Annotated in this window: 15 protein-coding genes and 1 pseudogene; 4 read left to right on the top strand and 12 right to left on the bottom strand. The window is 72.8% G+C overall.

The genetic code is table 11. The features are described from left to right. Positions 1-196 precede the first annotated feature (196 nt). Positions 197-712, top strand: a complete 516-nt coding sequence (locus FHS38_RS15625; RefSeq protein WP_184734124.1) for a GtrA family protein — start codon at positions 197-199, stop codon at positions 710-712. 27 nt (positions 713-739) lie between these two features. Here the strand turns inward: FHS38_RS15625 and FHS38_RS15620 are convergent, their stop codons facing one another. Further along, positions 740-1,999, bottom strand: a complete 1,260-nt coding sequence (locus FHS38_RS15620; protein ID WP_184734123.1) for a sensor histidine kinase — start codon at positions 1,997-1,999, stop codon at positions 740-742. Positions 2,000-2,046: 47 nt separating this feature from the next. Then, positions 2,047-2,727 (bottom strand): response regulator transcription factor, encoded by a 681-nt coding sequence (locus tag FHS38_RS15615; protein ID WP_130878187.1) that lies wholly within the window; start codon positions 2,725-2,727, stop codon positions 2,047-2,049. A 465-nt stretch (positions 2,728-3,192) separates the two neighbouring features. Between FHS38_RS15615 and FHS38_RS15610 the strand changes: the two genes are divergently transcribed. Next, the gene (locus tag FHS38_RS15610; protein ID WP_184734122.1) at positions 3,193-4,725 is read left to right on the top strand and encodes a peptide MFS transporter; all 1,533 of its coding nucleotides are present in this window, start codon (positions 3,193-3,195) and stop codon (positions 4,723-4,725) included. Between the two features lie 81 nt (positions 4,726-4,806). Here the strand turns inward: FHS38_RS15610 and FHS38_RS15605 are convergent, their stop codons facing one another. From FHS38_RS15605 to FHS38_RS15580, 6 genes and pseudogenes are all read right to left on the bottom strand, one after another. Continuing rightward, on the bottom strand, positions 4,807-6,204 hold the full coding sequence (locus FHS38_RS15605; protein ID WP_184734194.1) for a hypothetical protein: 1,398 nt from the start codon (positions 6,202-6,204) through the stop codon (positions 4,807-4,809). 542 nt (positions 6,205-6,746) lie between these two features. After that, positions 6,747-7,745, bottom strand: a pseudogene (locus FHS38_RS15600) (hypothetical protein); the annotation flags it as partial. Then, a complete protein-coding gene (locus tag FHS38_RS15595) occupies positions 7,742-8,602 on the bottom strand; it encodes a COG1470 family protein (RefSeq protein WP_184734121.1) in 861 nt (286 codons plus the stop codon). The pseudogene FHS38_RS15600 and the gene FHS38_RS15595, both read right to left, overlap by 4 nt. Before the next feature lie 43 nt (positions 8,603-8,645). Then, entirely contained in the window at positions 8,646-9,410 is a 765-nt protein-coding gene (locus tag FHS38_RS15590) for a peptidase (protein WP_229822481.1), read from the bottom strand. 214 nt (positions 9,411-9,624) lie between these two features. After that, positions 9,625-10,119, bottom strand: a complete 495-nt coding sequence (locus FHS38_RS15585) for an ATP-binding protein (RefSeq protein ID WP_184734120.1) — start codon at positions 10,117-10,119, stop codon at positions 9,625-9,627. A 207-nt stretch (positions 10,120-10,326) separates the two neighbouring features. Continuing rightward, positions 10,327-10,695, bottom strand: a complete 369-nt coding sequence (locus FHS38_RS15580; protein ID WP_184734119.1) for an STAS domain-containing protein — start codon at positions 10,693-10,695, stop codon at positions 10,327-10,329. Between the two features lie 260 nt (positions 10,696-10,955). On the opposite strand from FHS38_RS15580, the gene FHS38_RS15575 reads away from it, so the two are divergent. Continuing rightward, positions 10,956-11,846, top strand: a complete 891-nt coding sequence (locus FHS38_RS15575; protein ID WP_184734118.1) for an RNA polymerase sigma factor SigF — start codon at positions 10,956-10,958, stop codon at positions 11,844-11,846. A 255-nt stretch (positions 11,847-12,101) separates the two neighbouring features. On the opposite strand, the gene FHS38_RS15570 is transcribed toward FHS38_RS15575, so the two are convergent. After that, entirely contained in the window at positions 12,102-12,461 is a 360-nt protein-coding gene (locus tag FHS38_RS15570; RefSeq protein WP_184734117.1) for a MerR family transcriptional regulator, read from the bottom strand. Between the two features lie 59 nt (positions 12,462-12,520). On the opposite strand from FHS38_RS15570, the gene FHS38_RS15565 reads away from it, so the two are divergent. Further along, positions 12,521-13,000: a nitroreductase/quinone reductase family protein gene (locus tag FHS38_RS15565; RefSeq protein ID WP_184734116.1), complete on the top strand. Its 480-nt coding sequence runs from the start codon at positions 12,521-12,523 to the stop codon at positions 12,998-13,000. Positions 13,001-13,010: 10 nt separating this feature from the next. Here FHS38_RS15565 and hutI read toward each other — a convergent pair whose 3' ends face one another. From hutI to FHS38_RS15550, 3 genes are read right to left on the bottom strand one after another with little or no spacing between them, the layout of a single operon-like run. Beyond that, entirely contained in the window at positions 13,011-14,234 is a 1,224-nt protein-coding gene (hutI, locus tag FHS38_RS15560) for an imidazolonepropionase (RefSeq protein WP_184734115.1), read from the bottom strand. A 20-nt stretch (positions 14,235-14,254) separates the two neighbouring features. Beyond that, positions 14,255-15,649 (bottom strand): formimidoylglutamate deiminase, encoded by a 1,395-nt coding sequence (locus FHS38_RS15555; protein WP_184734114.1) that lies wholly within the window; start codon positions 15,647-15,649, stop codon positions 14,255-14,257. Then, positions 15,640-16,827 (bottom strand): allantoate amidohydrolase, encoded by a 1,188-nt coding sequence (locus FHS38_RS15550; protein ID WP_184734192.1) that lies wholly within the window; start codon positions 16,825-16,827, stop codon positions 15,640-15,642. The genes FHS38_RS15555 and FHS38_RS15550 overlap by 10 nt, the downstream gene beginning before the upstream one ends. Positions 16,828-16,871: the final 44 nt, after the last annotated feature.

The following is a 16,871-nucleotide window of genomic DNA, read 5'->3' as shown; positions in this document are numbered from 1 at the left end:
GGGTATCCGTACGTACGAACCGTTCCGACCGCGCCTGGAGGATCATCCAAAACTCCGGGGCGTCCGAGCCGGCGGCCGGAAGGGAGCGCGTTCGCCGGCCGTTCACCGGAGTCCGCGGTTGGGGACGGGACCCGCTGGTTAGCATGAAGGCTGCCCTACGCCCAGTTTCGCCCAGCATCGGAGCCTGACGATCACTATGAGTCAACGGTCCGCAGTGCGCGCCCGGCTGGAGCGGCTGGCCCGCGAAATCGCGAAGTTCGGGGCGGTGGGCGCCGTCGGCTTCGTGGTCAACTTCATCGTCTTCAACATCTGCGTGCACGGCTTCGGCCTCGCGGTGGTGCGCTCGGGCGTCATAGCGACCGGCGTCGCGATCGGCACCAATTACGTGGGCAACCGCTACTGGACCTACCGGGGCGGCGACAAGAACCGGCGCAGCCGCGAGCTGACCCTGTTCCTTCTGTTCAGCGGCGTCGGTCTCGTGATCGAGAACGGCATCCTGGCGCTCTCGCACTACGGCTTCGGGCTCACCTCGCCGCTGGCGGACAACGTCGCCAAGAACGTCGTCGGCCTCGGCATCGGCACGGTCTTCCGCTTCTGGTCCTACCGCACCTGGGTGTTCCGGGCGCTGCCCGCCCGCGAGGCCGTGGAGACTGCTGAATCGTTCCTGGACGACCGGCCGCAGCGGGCCGGGGCCGGCGAAGCAAGCCGGTAAACCTCCCTGCCCGCCGGAGGCTTCCGCTCAGTCCTCCGGGGACTCCCCGTGGTCGCCCGCCTCGCGGCTCAGGAACAGCGCGAAGACCGGCGGATACGGCTGGAGGAGTTCGAGCCGCCCGCCGTCCGCCTCGGCCAGGTCACGGGCGACCGCCAGCCCCAGACCCGTGGAGTTCCGGCCGCTGACGGTCCGCTCGAAGACGCGGGACCCGAGGTCCGGCGAGACCCCCGGCCCCTCGTCGGTGACCTCCACGACCGCCTGGTTGCCGGTGACGCGGGTGCGCAGGGCGACCGTGCCGTCGCCGTGCATCAGCGAGTTCTCGATGAGGGTGGCGAGCACCTGCGCGACCGCCCCGGGCGTGCCGACGGCACGCAGCCCCTGCTTGCCGGAGCGGACCAGGGCCCGGCCCTCGCTGCGGGTGGCGGGCCGCCATTCCTCGAGCTGCTGCTTGATGACCTCGTCGAGGTCGAAGGTGACCGCCGAGCCCGACTGCGGGTCACGGGAATTGGTCAGCAGCCGCTGGACGACGTCGGTGAGCCGCTCCACCTGGGTGAGGGCGATCGTCGCCTCGTCCTTGACCGTCTCGGGGTCGTCGGTCAGCGTGATCTCCTCCAGCCGCATCGACAGCGCGGTCAGCGGCGTGCGCAGCTGGTGCGAGGCGTCGGCGGCGAGGCGCCGCTCGGCGGTGAGCATCCGGGCGATCCGCTCGGCGCTCGCGTCCAGGACGTCCGCGACCCGGTCCAGCTCGGGCACCCCGTAGCGGCGGTGGCGCGGGCGGGGGTCGCCGGAGCCGAGCCGCTCGGCCGTCTCGGCGAGGTCGGTCAGCGGCGCGGTGAGCCGGTTCGCCTGGCGCACGGCGAGGAAGACGGCCGCGATCACGGCCAGCAGCGCCACCGCGAGGATCACCATCAGGGTGCGGCCGAGCTCCCTGCTGATCGCGGAGCGGGACTCCTCGACCCGTACGGTCTCGCCCTGCTCACCCCGCTCCGTCGAGGCGATGACGTCGCCCTCGGGGCGCTCGCCGATCTCGATGGCGGCCCGGCCGGGGATGTCGACCCGCGCGTACCGGTCAGGGGTGATCTGCTCGCTCAGCACCCCCGACTCCACGCGCTCGCCGCCGATCAGGCGGCTGTCGAGGATGCTCACCAGCCGGACGGCCTCGGACTGCACGCTCTCCCGCGCGCCGCTCTCGATCGTGCGGGTCTCGACGATGACGAGCGAGATCCCGAACACGGCGATCACGACGAGCACGACGGCGAGGGTGGAGTTGATCAGTCGGCGGCGCACGGTGCCCTCCGGGCGGGGTGGTACGAACGCAGCCCGGCGGAGGCCGGTCAGCTCTTTTCGAAGCGGAAGCCGACGCCTCGGACGGTGGCGATGTAACGCGGGTTCGCGGCGTCGTCCCCGAGCTTCTTGCGAAGCCAGGAGATGTGCATGTCGAGCGTCTTGGTGGACGACCACCAAGTGGTGTCCCAGACCTCGCGCATCAGCTGGTCGCGGGTGACGACCCGGCCCGCGTCCCGGACGAGCACCCGGAGCAGGTCGAACTCCTTCGCCGTGAGCTGGAGTTCGTCGTCACCCATCCAGGCACGGTGCGACTCGACGTCGATCCGCACGCCGTGGGTGGTGGGCGGCTGCTGCGGGGCCTCGACCGTGCCGCGGCGCAGCAGGGCCCGCACCCGCGCGAGCAGCTCGGCCAGCCGGAACGGTTTGGTGACGTAGTCGTCGGCGCCGGCGTCCAGGCCGACCACGGTGTCCACCTCGTCGGCCCGGGCGGTGAGCACGAGCACCGGGAAGCCGTGACCCTCCGTGCGCAGCCGGCGGCAGACCTCCAGGCCGTCCATGCCGGGCAGGCCGAGGTCGAGAACGAGGAGGTCCACCCCTCCCTTGAGGCCGGCATCGAGCGCCGTGGGGCCGTCTTCTCGCACCTCCACCTCGTACCCCTCGCGGCGCAGCGCGCGTGCGAGCGGCTCCGAGATCGAAGCGTCATCCTCGGCGAGCAGTACTCGGGTCATGGGGTGATGGTAGTCCGCTCGACCGCATGTCAGGAGGGGGATGGGGCTACCTGCGGCAACAACACCGCCGCCCGGTCTGGACCATTGAATGTGGGCAAACAGTTCCACACCCGCCTGTGATCCATGTCTCAACTCCTTCCTTTTGCGGGCGGGGTGTGACGTATGGTGACGGGAAGTCTGTAGCACTACCGGGGGCCTTCGGCATGTCCAACACGCCGGAGGTCTCTGCTGTGCGCGGGACTGGGCCACCAGTCCCGTCACGGAGAATGACCTGACGGCCGGGTCCGCCGCGCGAAGGTGCGCGGGGGCGTGGATCCCGGTGCACGGCTGTCCTGCCGATGTCCTCAACAGAGGTGCGTCGAACCCCTGGGGCGTGGGGGCGGACAGTGCGGTGCCCGGTGCCGGCCAACCCCCACCCGGGCGCGCAGCAGCTCGACGCGCGTCCCGAGCACACAAGGACTGACCATGGCGTCCAGCCTGACGAAGGACACGGCCGAGCAGGAGAAGACCTCTCCGGGCTCCGGCAAGACGTTCTTCGGCCACCCCCGCGGCCTGGCCCCCCTCTTCATGACGGAGATGTGGGAGCGCTTCAGCTACTACGGAATGCGCGCCCTCCTCGTCGTCTATCTGATCGCCGGCGGCCCCGACGCCAAGCCCGACAGCCAGGGCGGCGGTCTGGCGATGCCCGAGGCCAACGCGGTGGCGATCTACTCCGTCTACGTGGCGATGGTGTACCTGCTCGCCATGCCCGGCGGCTGGTTCGGCGACCGCGTCTGGGGTCCGCGCAAGACCGTCACCATCGCGGCCGTCACCATCATGGTCGGCCACCTGGCGCTGGCGATCCCCGGCAAGCCCTCGTTCTTCGCGGGTCTGGCGCTCGTCGCACTCGGTTCCGGTCTGCTGAAGGCCAACATCTCGACGATGGTCGGCCACCTCTACGACGGCCCGAAGGACCCGCGCCGTGACGGTGGCTTCACCGTCTTCTACATGGGCATCAACCTCGGCGCCTTCTTCTCCCCGCTGGTCATCGGCACCGTCGGCCAGAAGGTCAACTGGCACCTGGGCTTCACCATCGCCGCCGTCGGCATGGCGATCGGCCTGGCGTTCTTCCTGTGGGGCACCCGTCACCTGGACCCGAAGAGCAGCGTCGTCCCGAAGCCGCTGACGGCGGCCGAGAAGAAGTCGACGCTCACCAAGGGCCTGGTCTGGCTGGCCGTCGCGGCCGCCTTCTACGGCGTCGTCGGTGGCACCGGCCACTTCACCCTCAACTGGGCGCTGATCCCGATCACCCTCGCCGGTCTGGTCATCCCGGTCACCGTCCTGGCCCGCATCAAGCGCGACAAGGAACTCTCGGCGACCGAGCAGACCAAGGTCAGCGGCTACATCTGGTTCTTCGTCGCCGCCGCCGTGTTCTGGATGATCTTCGACCAGGCGGGCTCGACGATGTCGACCTTCGCCGAGAAGAAGACCGCGGACAACGTGTTCGGCATCGAGTTCCCGTCGACCTGGTTCCAGTCGGTCAACCCGCTGTGGGTCATGGCGCTGGCCCCGGTCTTCGCCTGGCTGTGGATGTGGCTCGCCCGCCGCGACCGCGAGCCGAGCACCACGGTGAAGTTCGCGATGGCCATGGTCGTCATCGGTGCCTCGTTCTTCGTCTTCGCCGTTCCGATGGCGATGGCCGGTGACGGCACCAAGGTCAGCCCGATGTGGCTGCTGTCGATCTACATGATCCAGACCATGGGTGAGCTGTGCCTCTCCCCGGTGGGTCTGTCGCTGACCACCAAGATGGCGCCGCAGAAGTACGCGAGCCAGATGATGGGCGTGTGGTTCCTCGCCGTCACCGCCGGTGACTGCACCACGGGTCTGCTGTCCATCGCGGGCGTGGACCTCAACGGCACCGGCATGATCCTGCTGCAGGCGGCGCTCGCGGCCATCGCCGGTTTCGCGGTGTGGATGTACCGCAAGAAGATCGAAGCCCTGATGGGCGACGTGAAGTAACCCCTGACGGTCGTGACAGGGCCCCGGCGCGGATCTCCGCGCCGGGGCCCTTCGCGTGCGCCCGTCACCGTCTGCCGTATCTCAGCGGCGCAGCCGGCGCCCGGGGACGAAGGCGAGGACCGCGCCGCCGACGAGGACGAGCGTCCCGGCGGCGAAGGCGAGCGCCTTCAGGGGGCCGCTCGCACCGGTCGCGGCGAGGCCGCCGCTTCCGCTGCCGCTACCGGTGCCGGTGGTGCCCGTCGTCCCGGTGGTCCCGGAGGTCCCGGTCGTGCCCGTGGACCCCGTGGATCCCGTGGTGCCTGTGGTGCCTGTGGTGCCCGTAGTGCCGCCGGGCTGCTCCTTGGTGTCCACCTCGAGGGACACGCCCGGGTCCTTGGCCGGGGTGCAGACGGTGGTCGTGCCGAGGGCCTTGACCGTCAGGACGCCGGGGGTGAGCGTCGCCTTCCCGCTCGCGCCGGGCTTGTACGTGCCCTTGAGGTCGGGGACGACGATGGGCTGCCCGGTCTTGATCGGATCCTTGTTGGGCTCGCCGACGACCTCGACCTTGCCCTTGTCCGCGCCACCGACGGTGACCGCCATGGACGGGACGACGGACTTCGCGGGGATCTCGGCGGGGCTGTCCATGACGGACTTGCCGAACTTCACGGTGAGCTCGAAGCTGCCGCCCTTGCGGAGGGCGTTGATCTGGACCGGCGAGGTGACGTTCTTGTCGCCGATGGGCGTCTTGCACTGGTACTCGACGTTCAGCTCCTTGCCCGTGAGGGGCCCGTCGCCGGGGTCGCCTCCGCCGGTGGTGCCGCCGGAGGTGGTGGTGCCGCCTGTGCTGCCGCCGGTGGTGGTGCTGCCTCCGGTGGATCCACCGGAGGTCGTGGTGGTGCCGGTGGTGCCGGTGGTCCCGGTCGTTCCCGTTGTGCCGGTGGTTCCGCCGGTCGTGCTGCCACCGGTCGTCGTCGTACCGCCGCTGGTGCCGGACGAGCCGTCCGACACCTTGATCGTGGCCGCGGGCCGCACCGCCTCCTTCGGTGAGCACTTGGTGTCCGTGGGCAGCGGCTTGCTGACGTTGATCGCGTAGGCGCCGGGGGTGAGCGTCACCTCGCCCGCCTTCGTCAGCTTCACCTTGGCCTTCATGTCGGGCAGGATCATGGCGCTGTTCTTGGGGATGGGCGGGTTCTGCCGCGGGCCCTCCGCGGCCAGCTCGCCGGTCTGCGCGCCGCCGAGCGTGATCTTCCCGGTCGGTTTGACGGTGTCCTTGTCCAGGTCGAGGATGTCGGGGTTCTTGGAGGCGGCCTGGACCGTCTTCCACACCACCTCGACCTCGTCGCCGACCTTCGCCGTCGCCGGCGCGATGATGTCCGCCCGCGTGGTGCCCTTCACGGGCGGCAGCTGCGAGATCGGGGGCGGTATGCACTCGGTCGCGTACGACACCTCGGCGGCGTGCACGGTCCCCACGCTCAGCAGCGTGCCCGCACCCCCCAGCATCAGCGCGAGCCCTGCCGCGCGCGCTCTCCGTCGCGTACTCACGTCGTTCCCTTCGTCGGTCCGTCCTCGGATGGTGCGGAAACCCGTGGCTGCGTATCAGCGCCGAACCACGGGAGGCCCTCGCGGGCGGCGATGGGGCGCGGCGCGGGGCCACTGCCGGGGGCGGGGTTCGCGACCCCGCGGGTGCCCGTGCCGGTGCCGACGCCAGGAGCGGCATCCGTGGCCGCGCCGGGGCGTGAACGGCCGCCGGGGCCGGGAACGGCATCCGCGCCGGGGCCGGCCTCCGGGCCCCCGCAGGGGCTGGGCCTGGGGCCCGCGCCGGGGCCGAGGTCCGTGCTCACAGTGCGGCCCGGGTCGGGGCTCGCGCCGATGTCCGCGCCGGTGCCGGGCGCCGCGCCCGTGCTGGAAGCGGGGTTCGCACCCGCGCGGATGTCCGTGCCGGTGCCGACGCCAGGACCGGCATCCGTGGCCGCGCCGGGGCCACGGACCGCATCCGCGCCGGCGCCAGGCTCGGGAAGCGCCCCCGCGTCGGGGCTGCGGCCCGCCCCGGGGCCACGGACCGCACCCGTGGCAGCGCCACGGCCCGCGCCCGGCGGCCGTGACGGTGCCCGGGTCCAGCCCCGAGGGGCCCGTACCGCCCGGTGGCGGCGGGCTGGGTCCGTGCCGCCCGCCGCCGGGCCGTCCCGCCGGCGGGCCGCCGCCGCCACCGCCGCCATCGCCGCCCGGAAGACCGTCGCCGGGACGACCACGCACAGCAGGGCCCAGAACAGCGTCACGCCCCACGGCCGGGGCACGGCCCACGGTTGTTCGACCAGCAGTTTGCCGCCGTACTCCAGCGAGACGACGTAGTCGCCGTGCGCCCCGGCCGACAGCTCCACGTCCAGCGCGACCCGCGCCTTCGCCCCCGCGGCGACCGTGCCGCGCCAGCGCTGTTCCTCCCAGGCCGGGGCGAGCACGCCGTGCGCGGTGCCGACGCGGAAGACCGGGTCCCGGGCGGGGGTCGGGCCGAGGTTGCCGACGGTGACGACGAGCTTGCGGCGCGGGGGTGCGCCGAACCAGGTCAGCAGGCCGCTCGAGCCCTCCAGCCGGGCCCCGAGCACGCTCAGCCGTTCCCCGCCGGTCTGCCGGGGCAGCGGCTCGACCGGGTGGCCGGCGACGCGGAAGGCGGCGTCCGCGGCCGCCCGCTCGCCCGTGACGGTCGCGACGTGCACGACGCACGGGCACGGCTTCGGCGGCTCGGCGACGGGCATCTTCCGGCCGAACCGGCCGTCGTCGCCGACGCGGACGGCCCGGCCGTCCGCGTTGGCGCAGTCGTTGGTGCCGCCGACCATGTTCTGACCGCAGATCAGCAGCGTGAGGAGGGCCCCCGGCCGCCATCCCGTGCCGGTCACGGTGACGCTGCCGCCCTTGCCCGCCTCGGCGCGGTCCACGGCGGCCGTGGGCCCGTCCGCCGCCGCCCGTTCGGCCGGCAGCAGCACGAGCGCGGCGACGGCGAGCAGCGAGGCCGCCAGCGCCCCGGGCCTCCCCGGGCGGCGGCTCATGCCGGGGCTCCCACGCCGGGACGGCCACGGCGGCGGCGTACGAGGAGCCGGCCGGCCGCGCCCGCGCCCGCCAGGCCGAGCCCGGTCAGCACGGACGGCAGGAGCCAGGGCAGCGGGGTGTACGAGCCGGAGGCGGTGGCCGGGGCGGCGCCCGGGGCCCGTGCCGTGATCCGGACCTCGACCGGGTCCAGCCGTGGGGCGTCCGGCCACTTCTCCGTCAGCCGGACCGCGCTGCCCGGCGCGAGTTCGGCGGGGACGCCGCGCGCGACGCGGTTCAGCACCTCGCCGAAGTGGCCCTTCGCACGGATCGTCAGGCGCGGGGCGAGGGTGGTGTTGCCACGGTTGACCAGGGCGTACCGGATGACCGCGGCTCCGCACGTGCCGCTGACCCGCACGTGCTCGACCGTGAGCGCGGGAAGCGCGGGGCCGCTCACGCGTACCGCCATCGGCACCCGGATGCGCAGGCCGTCCCCGGTGGCGACGACCGCCGCGTGACGGTCGCCGGGCGCGGTGCCGGCCGGGACGGTGACGGTGAGCGGCACGTCGGCGCGGGTGCGCGGCGGGACCGTCACCCGCCGCGCGGCGAGGGCGATCCACGGGCCGGTGCCGCGCAGGGCGACCGTGCGTGCCCGGCCGCCGGGGTTGACCACCGTGAGCCTGTCCTCGATCACCGTGCCCGGCCCGCCCTCCAGGAAGAAGGAGGAACGGTCCTCCGCGCCCGGCCCCCGGGTGCCGCCCGGTGCGGGCGCGGCCGACCAGGGCCGGGTGTCCGCGGCGGCGGGCGCCGCGGACAGCGCGCACAGCGCGGCGACGGCGGCGGTCACGGCGGCACGGGTACAGGTGGTACGGGACGGCATCGGCGGCTCCCTGTGCGGACGCGTACGGGCCTCGGGGGCCGCGCTATCGGGCGGTGCCGGTGCGCTGACGCCGGGTCAGCCAGAGGGTGCCGGCGATTCCGGCGAGGAGCACGGTGCCGCCCAGGGTGCCGAGGGCGACGGCCGAGTCCGCGGGCCCGGTCCGCGGCAGCTGCCCGCCGCCGGTGGAGCTCGGGGAGCCGCCCGTGCCCGCACTCCCGCCCGTACCACCCGTACCGCCACCCGTACCGTCGGCGCCGCCCGGGCCCTTCACGTCGAGGGTCAGCGACGGCTTGGGGGCGTTGGAGGGGGTGCACGTGGTCGTCGTGCCCAGCGCGACGATGGTGAGGGTGCCCGCCGTGAAGGTGACCTTGCCGCTCTTCTTGGGGGTGTAGGTGCCCGACAAGTCACTGATCTTTATCGGGGTGTTGGCCGGGATCGGCGCGTCGTTGGCGGGCCCCGCCACCGCCACCGTCCCGCTCTCCGCGCCACCGAGCTTGATCACCGCACTTGGCTTCATCGCGCCCTTGCCGAGCTCGACGGGGCTGGAGGAGACGCCCTTCTGGAAGGACATGGTGAGTTTGTAGGTGCTGCCGCTCGCCACACCCTTGATGTCGATGGGCGATACGGCGCTCTTGTCCCCGATCGGCGTCTTGCACTGGTAGTTGACGTCGACCGTCTCGGCGTGCGCGGCCGGTGCGAGCAGCAACGCCGTCCCGCCGGCGAGGGCCGTGGCCAGGGTCAGCGCGGCGGCGCGGCGCGCGGGGGCGCGGCGGACGTTCCGTCGGGGGTGGCGCTGGGGGTGGGACACCTCGTTCCCCTCTCGTCCGGTGCCGTACCCGAAAATCACTGACGACACATCAGATCGGGCGCCGACAGTACGCCGGGGACCTTGTCGAGGGAAGACGCAGAACACGCCGCCGTGATGTCCGGCGGCGTGTGTCGGCGGTGTCCGCGGCCGCCCGGCGGGGCCGGGGGCAAGCGGAACGAGCAGGTCAGCCGGTCGCGGGGAACGGCCGACCCGGTTACGCGGGTGCGGCCAGCTCGGCCCAGACCGTCTTGCCGTTGCCGCCCTCGTTGCGGACCACGCCCCAGTCCAGGCAGAGCCGCTCCACGATGAACATGCCGTGGCCGCCGGGGCGGCCGGCGCGGTGCGGATTGCGGGGGGTGGGCGTACCGCTGCCGAGGTCGACGACCTCCAGCCGCAGCACCTTGCCCGCGAAGGCCACCCGCAGCTCGTCGGGGCCGTTCGCGTGCAGGCAGGCGTTGGTGACCAGCTCGGAGACGACGAGCAGGACGTCCTCGGCGGCGGCCCGGTGATCGGCGGTGGCCGCGGGCAGCCAGCCCCAGTCGTACAGCGCCTGCCTCGTGAAGTCGCGGGAACGCGGCACGGCACCGCTGACCCCGACGAGGTGGAGCCTGCGGACCTGCCCGCTCGGCCGCGGCGGGCCGGCCGAGGCAGCGCCGTCCGCCTCCGGACCGCGGTCGCCCGGCGGCGGGTACGGCCGGGTGGTGCTCATCAGCGCTTCACCTCACCGATTCACCGATTGAGAAATGTTGGATACCTGGCACATTGAACAGATTCAGCAGACTCCTGCCCGACCGATCCGTGAGAACACCCACTTCTTGGGCGCGGTTCCTGTGACTCGGATAACGCATGAGTAACGCCACAGGAAGCGGGCCGGACGGTGGACGGGCCGGACGGGCGGCGGAACCGGGCCGCAGGGTCAGCCGACGAGCGCCGCGTCGACCGTGTCGTGCACGGCGAAGACGGCCTCGGCGCCGGTGATCTCGAAGACCCGGGCGACCACGGGCTGCATGGCGGCCAGATGGATCGCGCCCCCGACGGCCTCGGCCTTCAGCCGGGCGCCGAGCAGCACGTTCAGCCCGGTGGAGTCACAGAACGCGAGCTCGGAGCAGTCCACGATCACTCGGGTCCCGGCTTCCTCGGCGCACGCCTCCAGGGGCTCGCGCAGCAATTCCGCCGTATGGTGATCGAGCTCACCCGCCGGTCTGACGATCGCGCTCGACCCCTGCCGACGGACCTCTACATTCAGCCGGCCCCTGCTCGCACTGCCGACCATCCCGCGGTCCATGCGCGTCCCTTCTCGGTGTGCTGCGTGGTGTTGCTGTACCTGCGTGGCGCTGTGAGAAGCCTACGCCTTCGATACGCAGGCTGAAAGCCGAACATCCGTCATATTCGGATATAAACGGACAACGTGGACTTGCCATGTGGAGGTGAAGACGGGTAGGGCTAGATAGGTACATCCACCACGGACGGCTTTGGAGGCGCCGCACACCGCAGCAAGAGGTCACGGCATCGGCAGCCATACGCCGAGAATGATGGAGGACACCCATGTCACCCCTGCTCGACGAACCGCGCACCGAATCTTCTCGGGAGACCGCCTCGTCGACAACCCCGCCCGAGCAGATCGAGCCCGAAAATCTCGGTCTCCCCGTGATCCCGCCGTACGACGAGGTGGGACCGGTCGACGCGCGGGCCCTGTCCAAGACGCTCTTCGCGCGCCTCGAGTCGCTCGAAGAGGGCACACACGAGTACTCCTACGTCCGCAACACGCTGGTCGAGCTGAACCTGGCCCTGGTGAAGTTCGCCGCCTCCCGGTTCCGCTCCCGCAGCGAGCCGATGGAGGACATCATTCAGGTCGGCACGATCGGCCTGATCAAGGCCATCGACCGCTTCGAGCTCAGCCGCGGCGTCGAGTTCCCGACCTTCGCGATGCCGACGATCATCGGTGAGATCAAGCGCTTCTTCCGCGACACCAGCTGGTCGGTCCGGGTCCCGCGACGACTCCAGGAGCTGCGGATCGACCTGGCCAAGGCCGGGGACGAGATGGCGCAGCAGCTCGACCGCGCGCCCACCGTCGGCGAGCTGGCCGAGCGGCTCGGCCTCTCCCGCGAGGAGGTCGTCGAGGGCATGGCCGCGAGCAACGCCTACACCGCGAGCTCGCTGGACGCCCAGCCCGACGAGGACGACTCCGAGGGCGCGCTGTCGGACCGCATCGGCTACGAGGACCACGGCCTCGAGGGCATCGAGTACGTCGAGTCGCTGAAGCCGCTGATCGCCGAACTGCGCCCGCGCGACCGGCAGATCCTCTCCCTGCGCTTCGTGGCGAACATGACGCAATCGGAGATCGGGGACGAGCTCGGCATCTCCCAGATGCACGTCTCGCGCCTGCTGGGGCGCACGTTGGGGCGCCTCCGCAAGGGGCTGCTGACGGAGGATTAGCCTCCGGCCTCGATCCTCTCCCCACGCCGCGCGCCGCCCGGACATCCGGGCGGCGCGCGGCGTTCCGGGTGCGATGACCCTGGACGGCCGCTTACGGCCACGGCTACGGCCCGGCCAACCGCCCCCTCCTCGCCGGCGCCGCCATCGCGGACGGCAACAGGACGGCGGACCTGTGGACCACCACGGACGAGGGCACCGGCACGCTGATGTTCTACGCCGGCGAGACGAACGCGGCGGGCAACCGGACCGGCCGTGTCACGCCGGCGTCGTCGCCCGTTCCGTGGCGGTGAGAAGGGCCGCGAGTGAGGAGCGGGCTGCGTGGAGGTCGGTGATGTGGGTGTCGAGTTCGGTCAGGCGGGCGCGGAGGTGGGTCGTCACGCAGGGGTCGAAGTCGGTGCCCGTGCCCTGGACGCAGGGCAGGATCTCGCGGATGACACGGGTCGGGAGACCGGCCGCCAGGAGGACGCGGATGCGGTGGACCGCCTCGGGGGCGTCCGGGGCGTAGCGGCGGTGGCCGCCGCCGGGGCGGTGGGGGGTGAGCAGGCCCACTTCCTCGTAGTAGCGCAGGAGGCGCACGCTCACGCCGGTCTCGCGCGCCAGCTCCCCGATCTTCATGTGGCCTGCCTCACAAGGGCTTGAATCTCACACGGGTGTGAGAATTTAGCGTTGCGTCCATGACGAACACAGCCACCGGCGCCACTCATTCCCCGACTTCCCCGGCCGCGCCGCCCAACAACAGCAACCCCTTCAACCTCCGCGTCATCGAGGAGTTCCGGGCCAACGCGGGCCGGGTCGGCGGGCAGTTCGCCGGTACGCGGCTGTTGCTGCTCACCACGCGCGGCGCCCGCAGCGGGCTGCCCCGCACGACGCCGCTCGTTCATCTCCCGGACGGCGAGCGGCTGATCGTCTTCGCGTCGAACGGCGGTGCGCCCGCCGCGCCGGGCTGGTTCCACAATCTGACGGCCGCGCCCGAGGCGGTCGTCGAGGTGGGCGGGGAGCGCTATCCCGTGCGGGCCCGCCTCGTCGAGGACTCCGCGCGCGAGGCGGTGTGGGAGCGGCAGATCGCCGCCGATCCCGCGTTCGCGGACTTCCGGCAGCGGGCGCTGGCGTCCGGTCGGGACATTCCGCTGCTGGCGCTGGAGCGGGTCGGCTAACGCGGAGCCGTCAGGCGAGTTCGCCGTCCTGCCAGACCGCCGAGACCAGGGGGACCCCGGGGCGGTAGGCGAGGTGGACGTGGCTGGGGGCGTCGAGGAGGGCGAGGTTCGCGCGGGCGCCCGGGGAGAGGCGGCCGACGTCGGTGCGGCGCAGGGCCGCCGCGCCGCCGGCGGTGGCGGACCAGAGGGCCTCGTCCGGGGTCATCCCCATGTCCCGTACGGCCAGGGCGATGCAGAACGGCATCGAGCTGGTGAAGGACGAGCCGGGGTTGCAGTCCGTGGAGAGGGCGACGACGGCACCCGCGTCGAGGAGGCGGCGGGCGTCGGGCCACTGGGCCCGGGTGGAGAACTCGGCGCCGGGGAGCAGGGTGGCGACCGTGGAGCCGTTGGCGAGGGCGTCGACGTCGGCGTCGGTGAGGTGGGTGCAGTGGTCGGCGGAGGCGGCGTCGAGCTCGACGGCGAGCTGGACGCCGGGGCCGTGGGTGAGCTGGTTGGCGTGGACGCGCGGCAGCAGGCCCGCACGCTTGCCGGCGGTGAGGATCGTGCGGGCCTGGTCGCCGTCGAAGGCACCGTGCTCGCAGAAGACGTCGATCCAGCGGGCGTGCGGGGCGCAGGCGTCGAGCATCGGGCCGGTGACCAGGTCGACGTACGCCTCGGGGTGGTCGGCGAACTCGGGGGCGACGACGTGGGCGCCGAGGTAGGTCACCTCGTCGGTGTGGACGGAGGCGATGGTCAGGGCGCGGGCCTCGTCCTCGGTGGTGAGGCCGTAGCCGGACTTGATCTCGATGGTGGTGGTGCCCTGCCGCCGCGCTTCCCGGACGTAGCGGGCGACGTTGGCGTTCAGCTCGTTGTTCGAGGCGGCGCGGGTGGCGGCGACGGTGGTGCGGATGCCGCCGGCCGAGTAGCTCTGCCCGGACATCCTGGCGTTGAACTCGGCGGTGCGGTCGCCGGCGAAGACCAGGTGGGAGTGGGAGTCGACGAACCCCGGGATGACCGCGCGGCCGCCCGCGTCGACCCGGTTGTCAGTGGTGGGTGCTTTGCTGGACGGACCGACCCAGCCGATGCGGTCGCCGTCGATGACGATCGCCGCGTCCTGGATCAGACCGAGGGGGCCCGAGCCGAGGGAGGGGTCGTTGGTGACGAGAGTGGCGATGTTGGTGATGGCCGTCGTGTCGGCCCTCTTCTTCCCGTCCGCGGGGTCGGGCGTGGCGCCGGGGATCGTCTCGGGGCTCATCTCGGGGAGGTTCTCCTTCGTCAGCCGCGCAGCGCGGCGATGCTTTCGGCCAGGGCTGACGGGACGTCGGGCACCGACTGGTGCACTCCGTCGCGCACGACGTGACGGCCGCCGACCACCGTGTGCCGGACGTCGGCGCTGGTCGCCGCGAATACGGCCGCCTCGGCGGCGAGCCGGGGCGGCGGTCCTGCCGTACGGACGGTGTCCAGCGCGATCGTGGTGAGGTCGGCGAGCGCGCCGGCCTCGATGCGGCCCGCCTCGTCCCAGCCGAGGGCCGCGTGGCCGTCGGCGGTGGCGGCGCGCAGCAGCTCGGCCGCCGACCAGTGGCCGCGGGCACGGCTGTGCAGCCGCTCGTCCATCTCCATGGCGCGCGCCTCTTCGAGGATGTCGATGACGGCGTGGCTGTCGCTGCCGAGGGAGAGCGGGGAGCCGCCGCGCTGGAGTTGCAGGGCCGGGCCGATGCCGTCGGCCAGGTCCCGCTCGGTGGTGGGGCACATGCACACACCGGTGGCCGAGCGGCCCAGGAGCCGCATGTCGCCGTGGGTGAGGTGGGTGGCGTGGACGGCCGTGGTGTGCGGTCCCAGGACGCCGTGGTCGGCCAGCAGCGTGGTGGGGGTGAAGCCGTGGGCCTCCACGCAGGCGTCGTTCTCGGCGGTCTGCTCGGAGAGGTGGACGTGCAGCGGGGCGGTGCGGTCCTGCGCCCAGGCGGCGACCGTGGACAGCTGGTCGACGGGCACGGCCCGGACGGAGTGGATGGCCGCGCCGATCCGGGTGTTGGCGTCGGCCTTGAGCCCGTCGGCGCGCTCCGCCCACCGCTCGGCGGTGCCGTCGCTGAAGCGGAGCTGGTGCCGGTTGGGCTGCGCGCCGAATCCGGCGGAGAGGTAGCAGGTGTCGAGGAGGGTGATGCGGATACCGGCCTCGGCGGCGGCCGCGATCAGGGCCTCGCCCATGGCGTTGGGGTTGTCGTACCGGCCGCCGCCGGGGGCGTGGTGGAGGTAGTGGAATTCGCCGACGGAGGTGATGCCGGCGAGGGCCATCTCGGCGTAGGTCGCCCGCGCGAGCGCGAAGTAGCTCTCGGGGGTGAGCCGGTCGGCGACGCCGTACATGACCTCGCGCCAGGTCCAGAAGGAGTCCGGCGCCCGGTCCGTGCCGGCGGGAGAGCGGTCGTCGCCCAGGCCCGGGAGCGCGAGGCCGGGTGCGGCCTGCACGACGCCGCGCAGGGCGCGGTGGAAGGCGTGGCTGTGGGCGTTCGCGAGCCCGGGGAGGGTCAGCCCGCGCAGGGTCGTGGCGCCGGGCGGGGGCAGCGGGACCTCGGTGCGGACGGCCGTGATCCGCCCGTCCGTCGTCTCGATGGCCACGCCGTGCTCGACGCGGTCCTCGAGCCACGCGTGCTCCGCCCAGTAAGTCACCTGCACGCGAGACCCTCCAGTACGTCGGCGAGAGCGGTCACCCCGGCCAGGCAGTCGTCCTCGGCCGCCGTTTCGGCGGGTGAGTGGGAGACACCGGTCGGGTTCCGCACGAACAGCATGGCGGTGGGGATGACGCCGGACAAAATACCCGCGTCGTGTCCCGCTCCCGTCGGCAACACGGGCACATCGCCCAGCAGCTTCGCCAGCTCGTCGCGGAGGTCGTGCGCGAATTCCACCACCGGAGTGAACGATTCCCGGGTGACGCGGACGTCGACGCCGTCGCGGGCACCGCGCTCGGCCGCCGCGCGTTCGATCTCCTCGACGACGGCGGCGAGGGTCTCCTCGTCGGCGGCGCGGGAGTCCAGCCAGCCGCGGACCAGGGAGGCGATGGCGTTCACGCCGTTCGGCTCGACGCTGACCTTGCCGAAGGTGGCGAGGGCACCGGCGGTGCGGGCCTTCTTGCGGGCGGCCAGCACCGTGTTGGCGTAGGTGAGCATCGGGTCGCGGCGGTCCTCGATGCGGGTGGTGCCGGCGTGGTTGGCCTCGCCGTGGAAGTCGAACCGCCAGCGGCCGTGCGGCCAGATGGCGGACGCGACGCCGACGGCGTGGTCCGTGTGGGCGAGGGCGCGGCCCTGCTCGACGTGCAGTTCGACGAACGCGCCGATCCGGGCGAGCCGCTCGGGGTCCGCCCCGATGGCCTCCGGGTCGTAGCCGGCGCGCTCCATGGCCTGCGGGAGCGAGACGCCGTCGGCGTCGCGCAGCGCGTGGGCCTTGTCGAGGGTGAGCTGGCCCGCGGTGAGCCGCGAGCCGACGCAGGCGAGCCCGAAGCGGGCGCCCTCCTCGTCGCCGAAGTTCACGATGGCGAGCGGGCGGGTGGGCCGGGTGCCGCGGGCGCGCAGCTCGTCGAGGGCCGCGAAGGACGACACGACGCCGAGGGGGCCGTCGAAGGCCCCGCCGTCCGGGACGGAGTCCAGGTGGGAGCCGGTGACGACGGCGTCCCCGGCGGCGGGGTCGCCGAGCCATGCCCACTGGTTGCCGTTGCGGTCCTGCTCGTAGGTCAGGCCGCGGGTCTCGGCCTGCGCGCGGAACCAGTCGCGGCAGTCGGCGTCGGCGCCCGTCCAGGCGTAGCGGCGGTAGCCGCCGCTGCCCTGGTCGCGGCCGACGGGCAGGAGGTCGCGCCACATCTCGTGGAACGAGGGCCCGGTGTCCGCACGCCGGACGGGCTGTT

Origin of the sequence: Streptomyces netropsis, from assembly GCF_014203545.1 — a bacterium.
Taxonomy (GTDB): domain Bacteria; phylum Actinomycetota; class Actinomycetes; order Streptomycetales; family Streptomycetaceae; genus Streptomyces; species Streptomyces netropsis.
The sequence above is the reverse complement of the archived record's forward strand: the minus strand, read 5'-3'. Positions and strand labels throughout refer to the sequence as shown.

Coding starts and splice junctions, on each gene's coding strand:
- FHS38_RS15580 (WP_184734119.1), bottom strand. CDS start 10,695: ATGGACCGCGGGATGGTCGGCAGTGCGAGCAGGGGCCGGCTGAATGTA.
- FHS38_RS15550 (WP_184734192.1), bottom strand. CDS start 16,827: ATGTGGCGCGACCTCCTGCCCGTCGGCCGCGACCAGGGCAGCGGCGGC.
- FHS38_RS15575 (WP_184734118.1), top strand. CDS start 10,956: ATGTCACCCCTGCTCGACGAACCGCGCACCGAATCTTCTCGGGAGACC.
- hutI (WP_184734115.1), bottom strand. CDS start 14,234: ATGAGCCCCGAGACGATCCCCGGCGCCACGCCCGACCCCGCGGACGGG.
- FHS38_RS15570 (WP_184734117.1), bottom strand. CDS start 12,461: ATGAAGATCGGGGAGCTGGCGCGCGAGACCGGCGTGAGCGTGCGCCTC.
- FHS38_RS15610 (WP_184734122.1), top strand. CDS start 3,193: ATGGCGTCCAGCCTGACGAAGGACACGGCCGAGCAGGAGAAGACCTCT.
- FHS38_RS15595 (WP_184734121.1), bottom strand. CDS start 8,602: ATGCCGTCCCGTACCACCTGTACCCGTGCCGCCGTGACCGCCGCCGTC.
- FHS38_RS15615 (WP_130878187.1), bottom strand. CDS start 2,727: ATGACCCGAGTACTGCTCGCCGAGGATGACGCTTCGATCTCGGAGCCG.
- FHS38_RS15605 (WP_184734194.1), bottom strand. CDS start 6,204: ATGCTGGGGGGTGCGGGCACGCTGCTGAGCGTGGGGACCGTGCACGCC.
- FHS38_RS15625 (WP_184734124.1), top strand. CDS start 197: ATGAGTCAACGGTCCGCAGTGCGCGCCCGGCTGGAGCGGCTGGCCCGC.
- FHS38_RS15565 (WP_184734116.1), top strand. CDS start 12,521: ATGACGAACACAGCCACCGGCGCCACTCATTCCCCGACTTCCCCGGCC.
- FHS38_RS15585 (WP_184734120.1), bottom strand. CDS start 10,119: ATGAGCACCACCCGGCCGTACCCGCCGCCGGGCGACCGCGGTCCGGAG.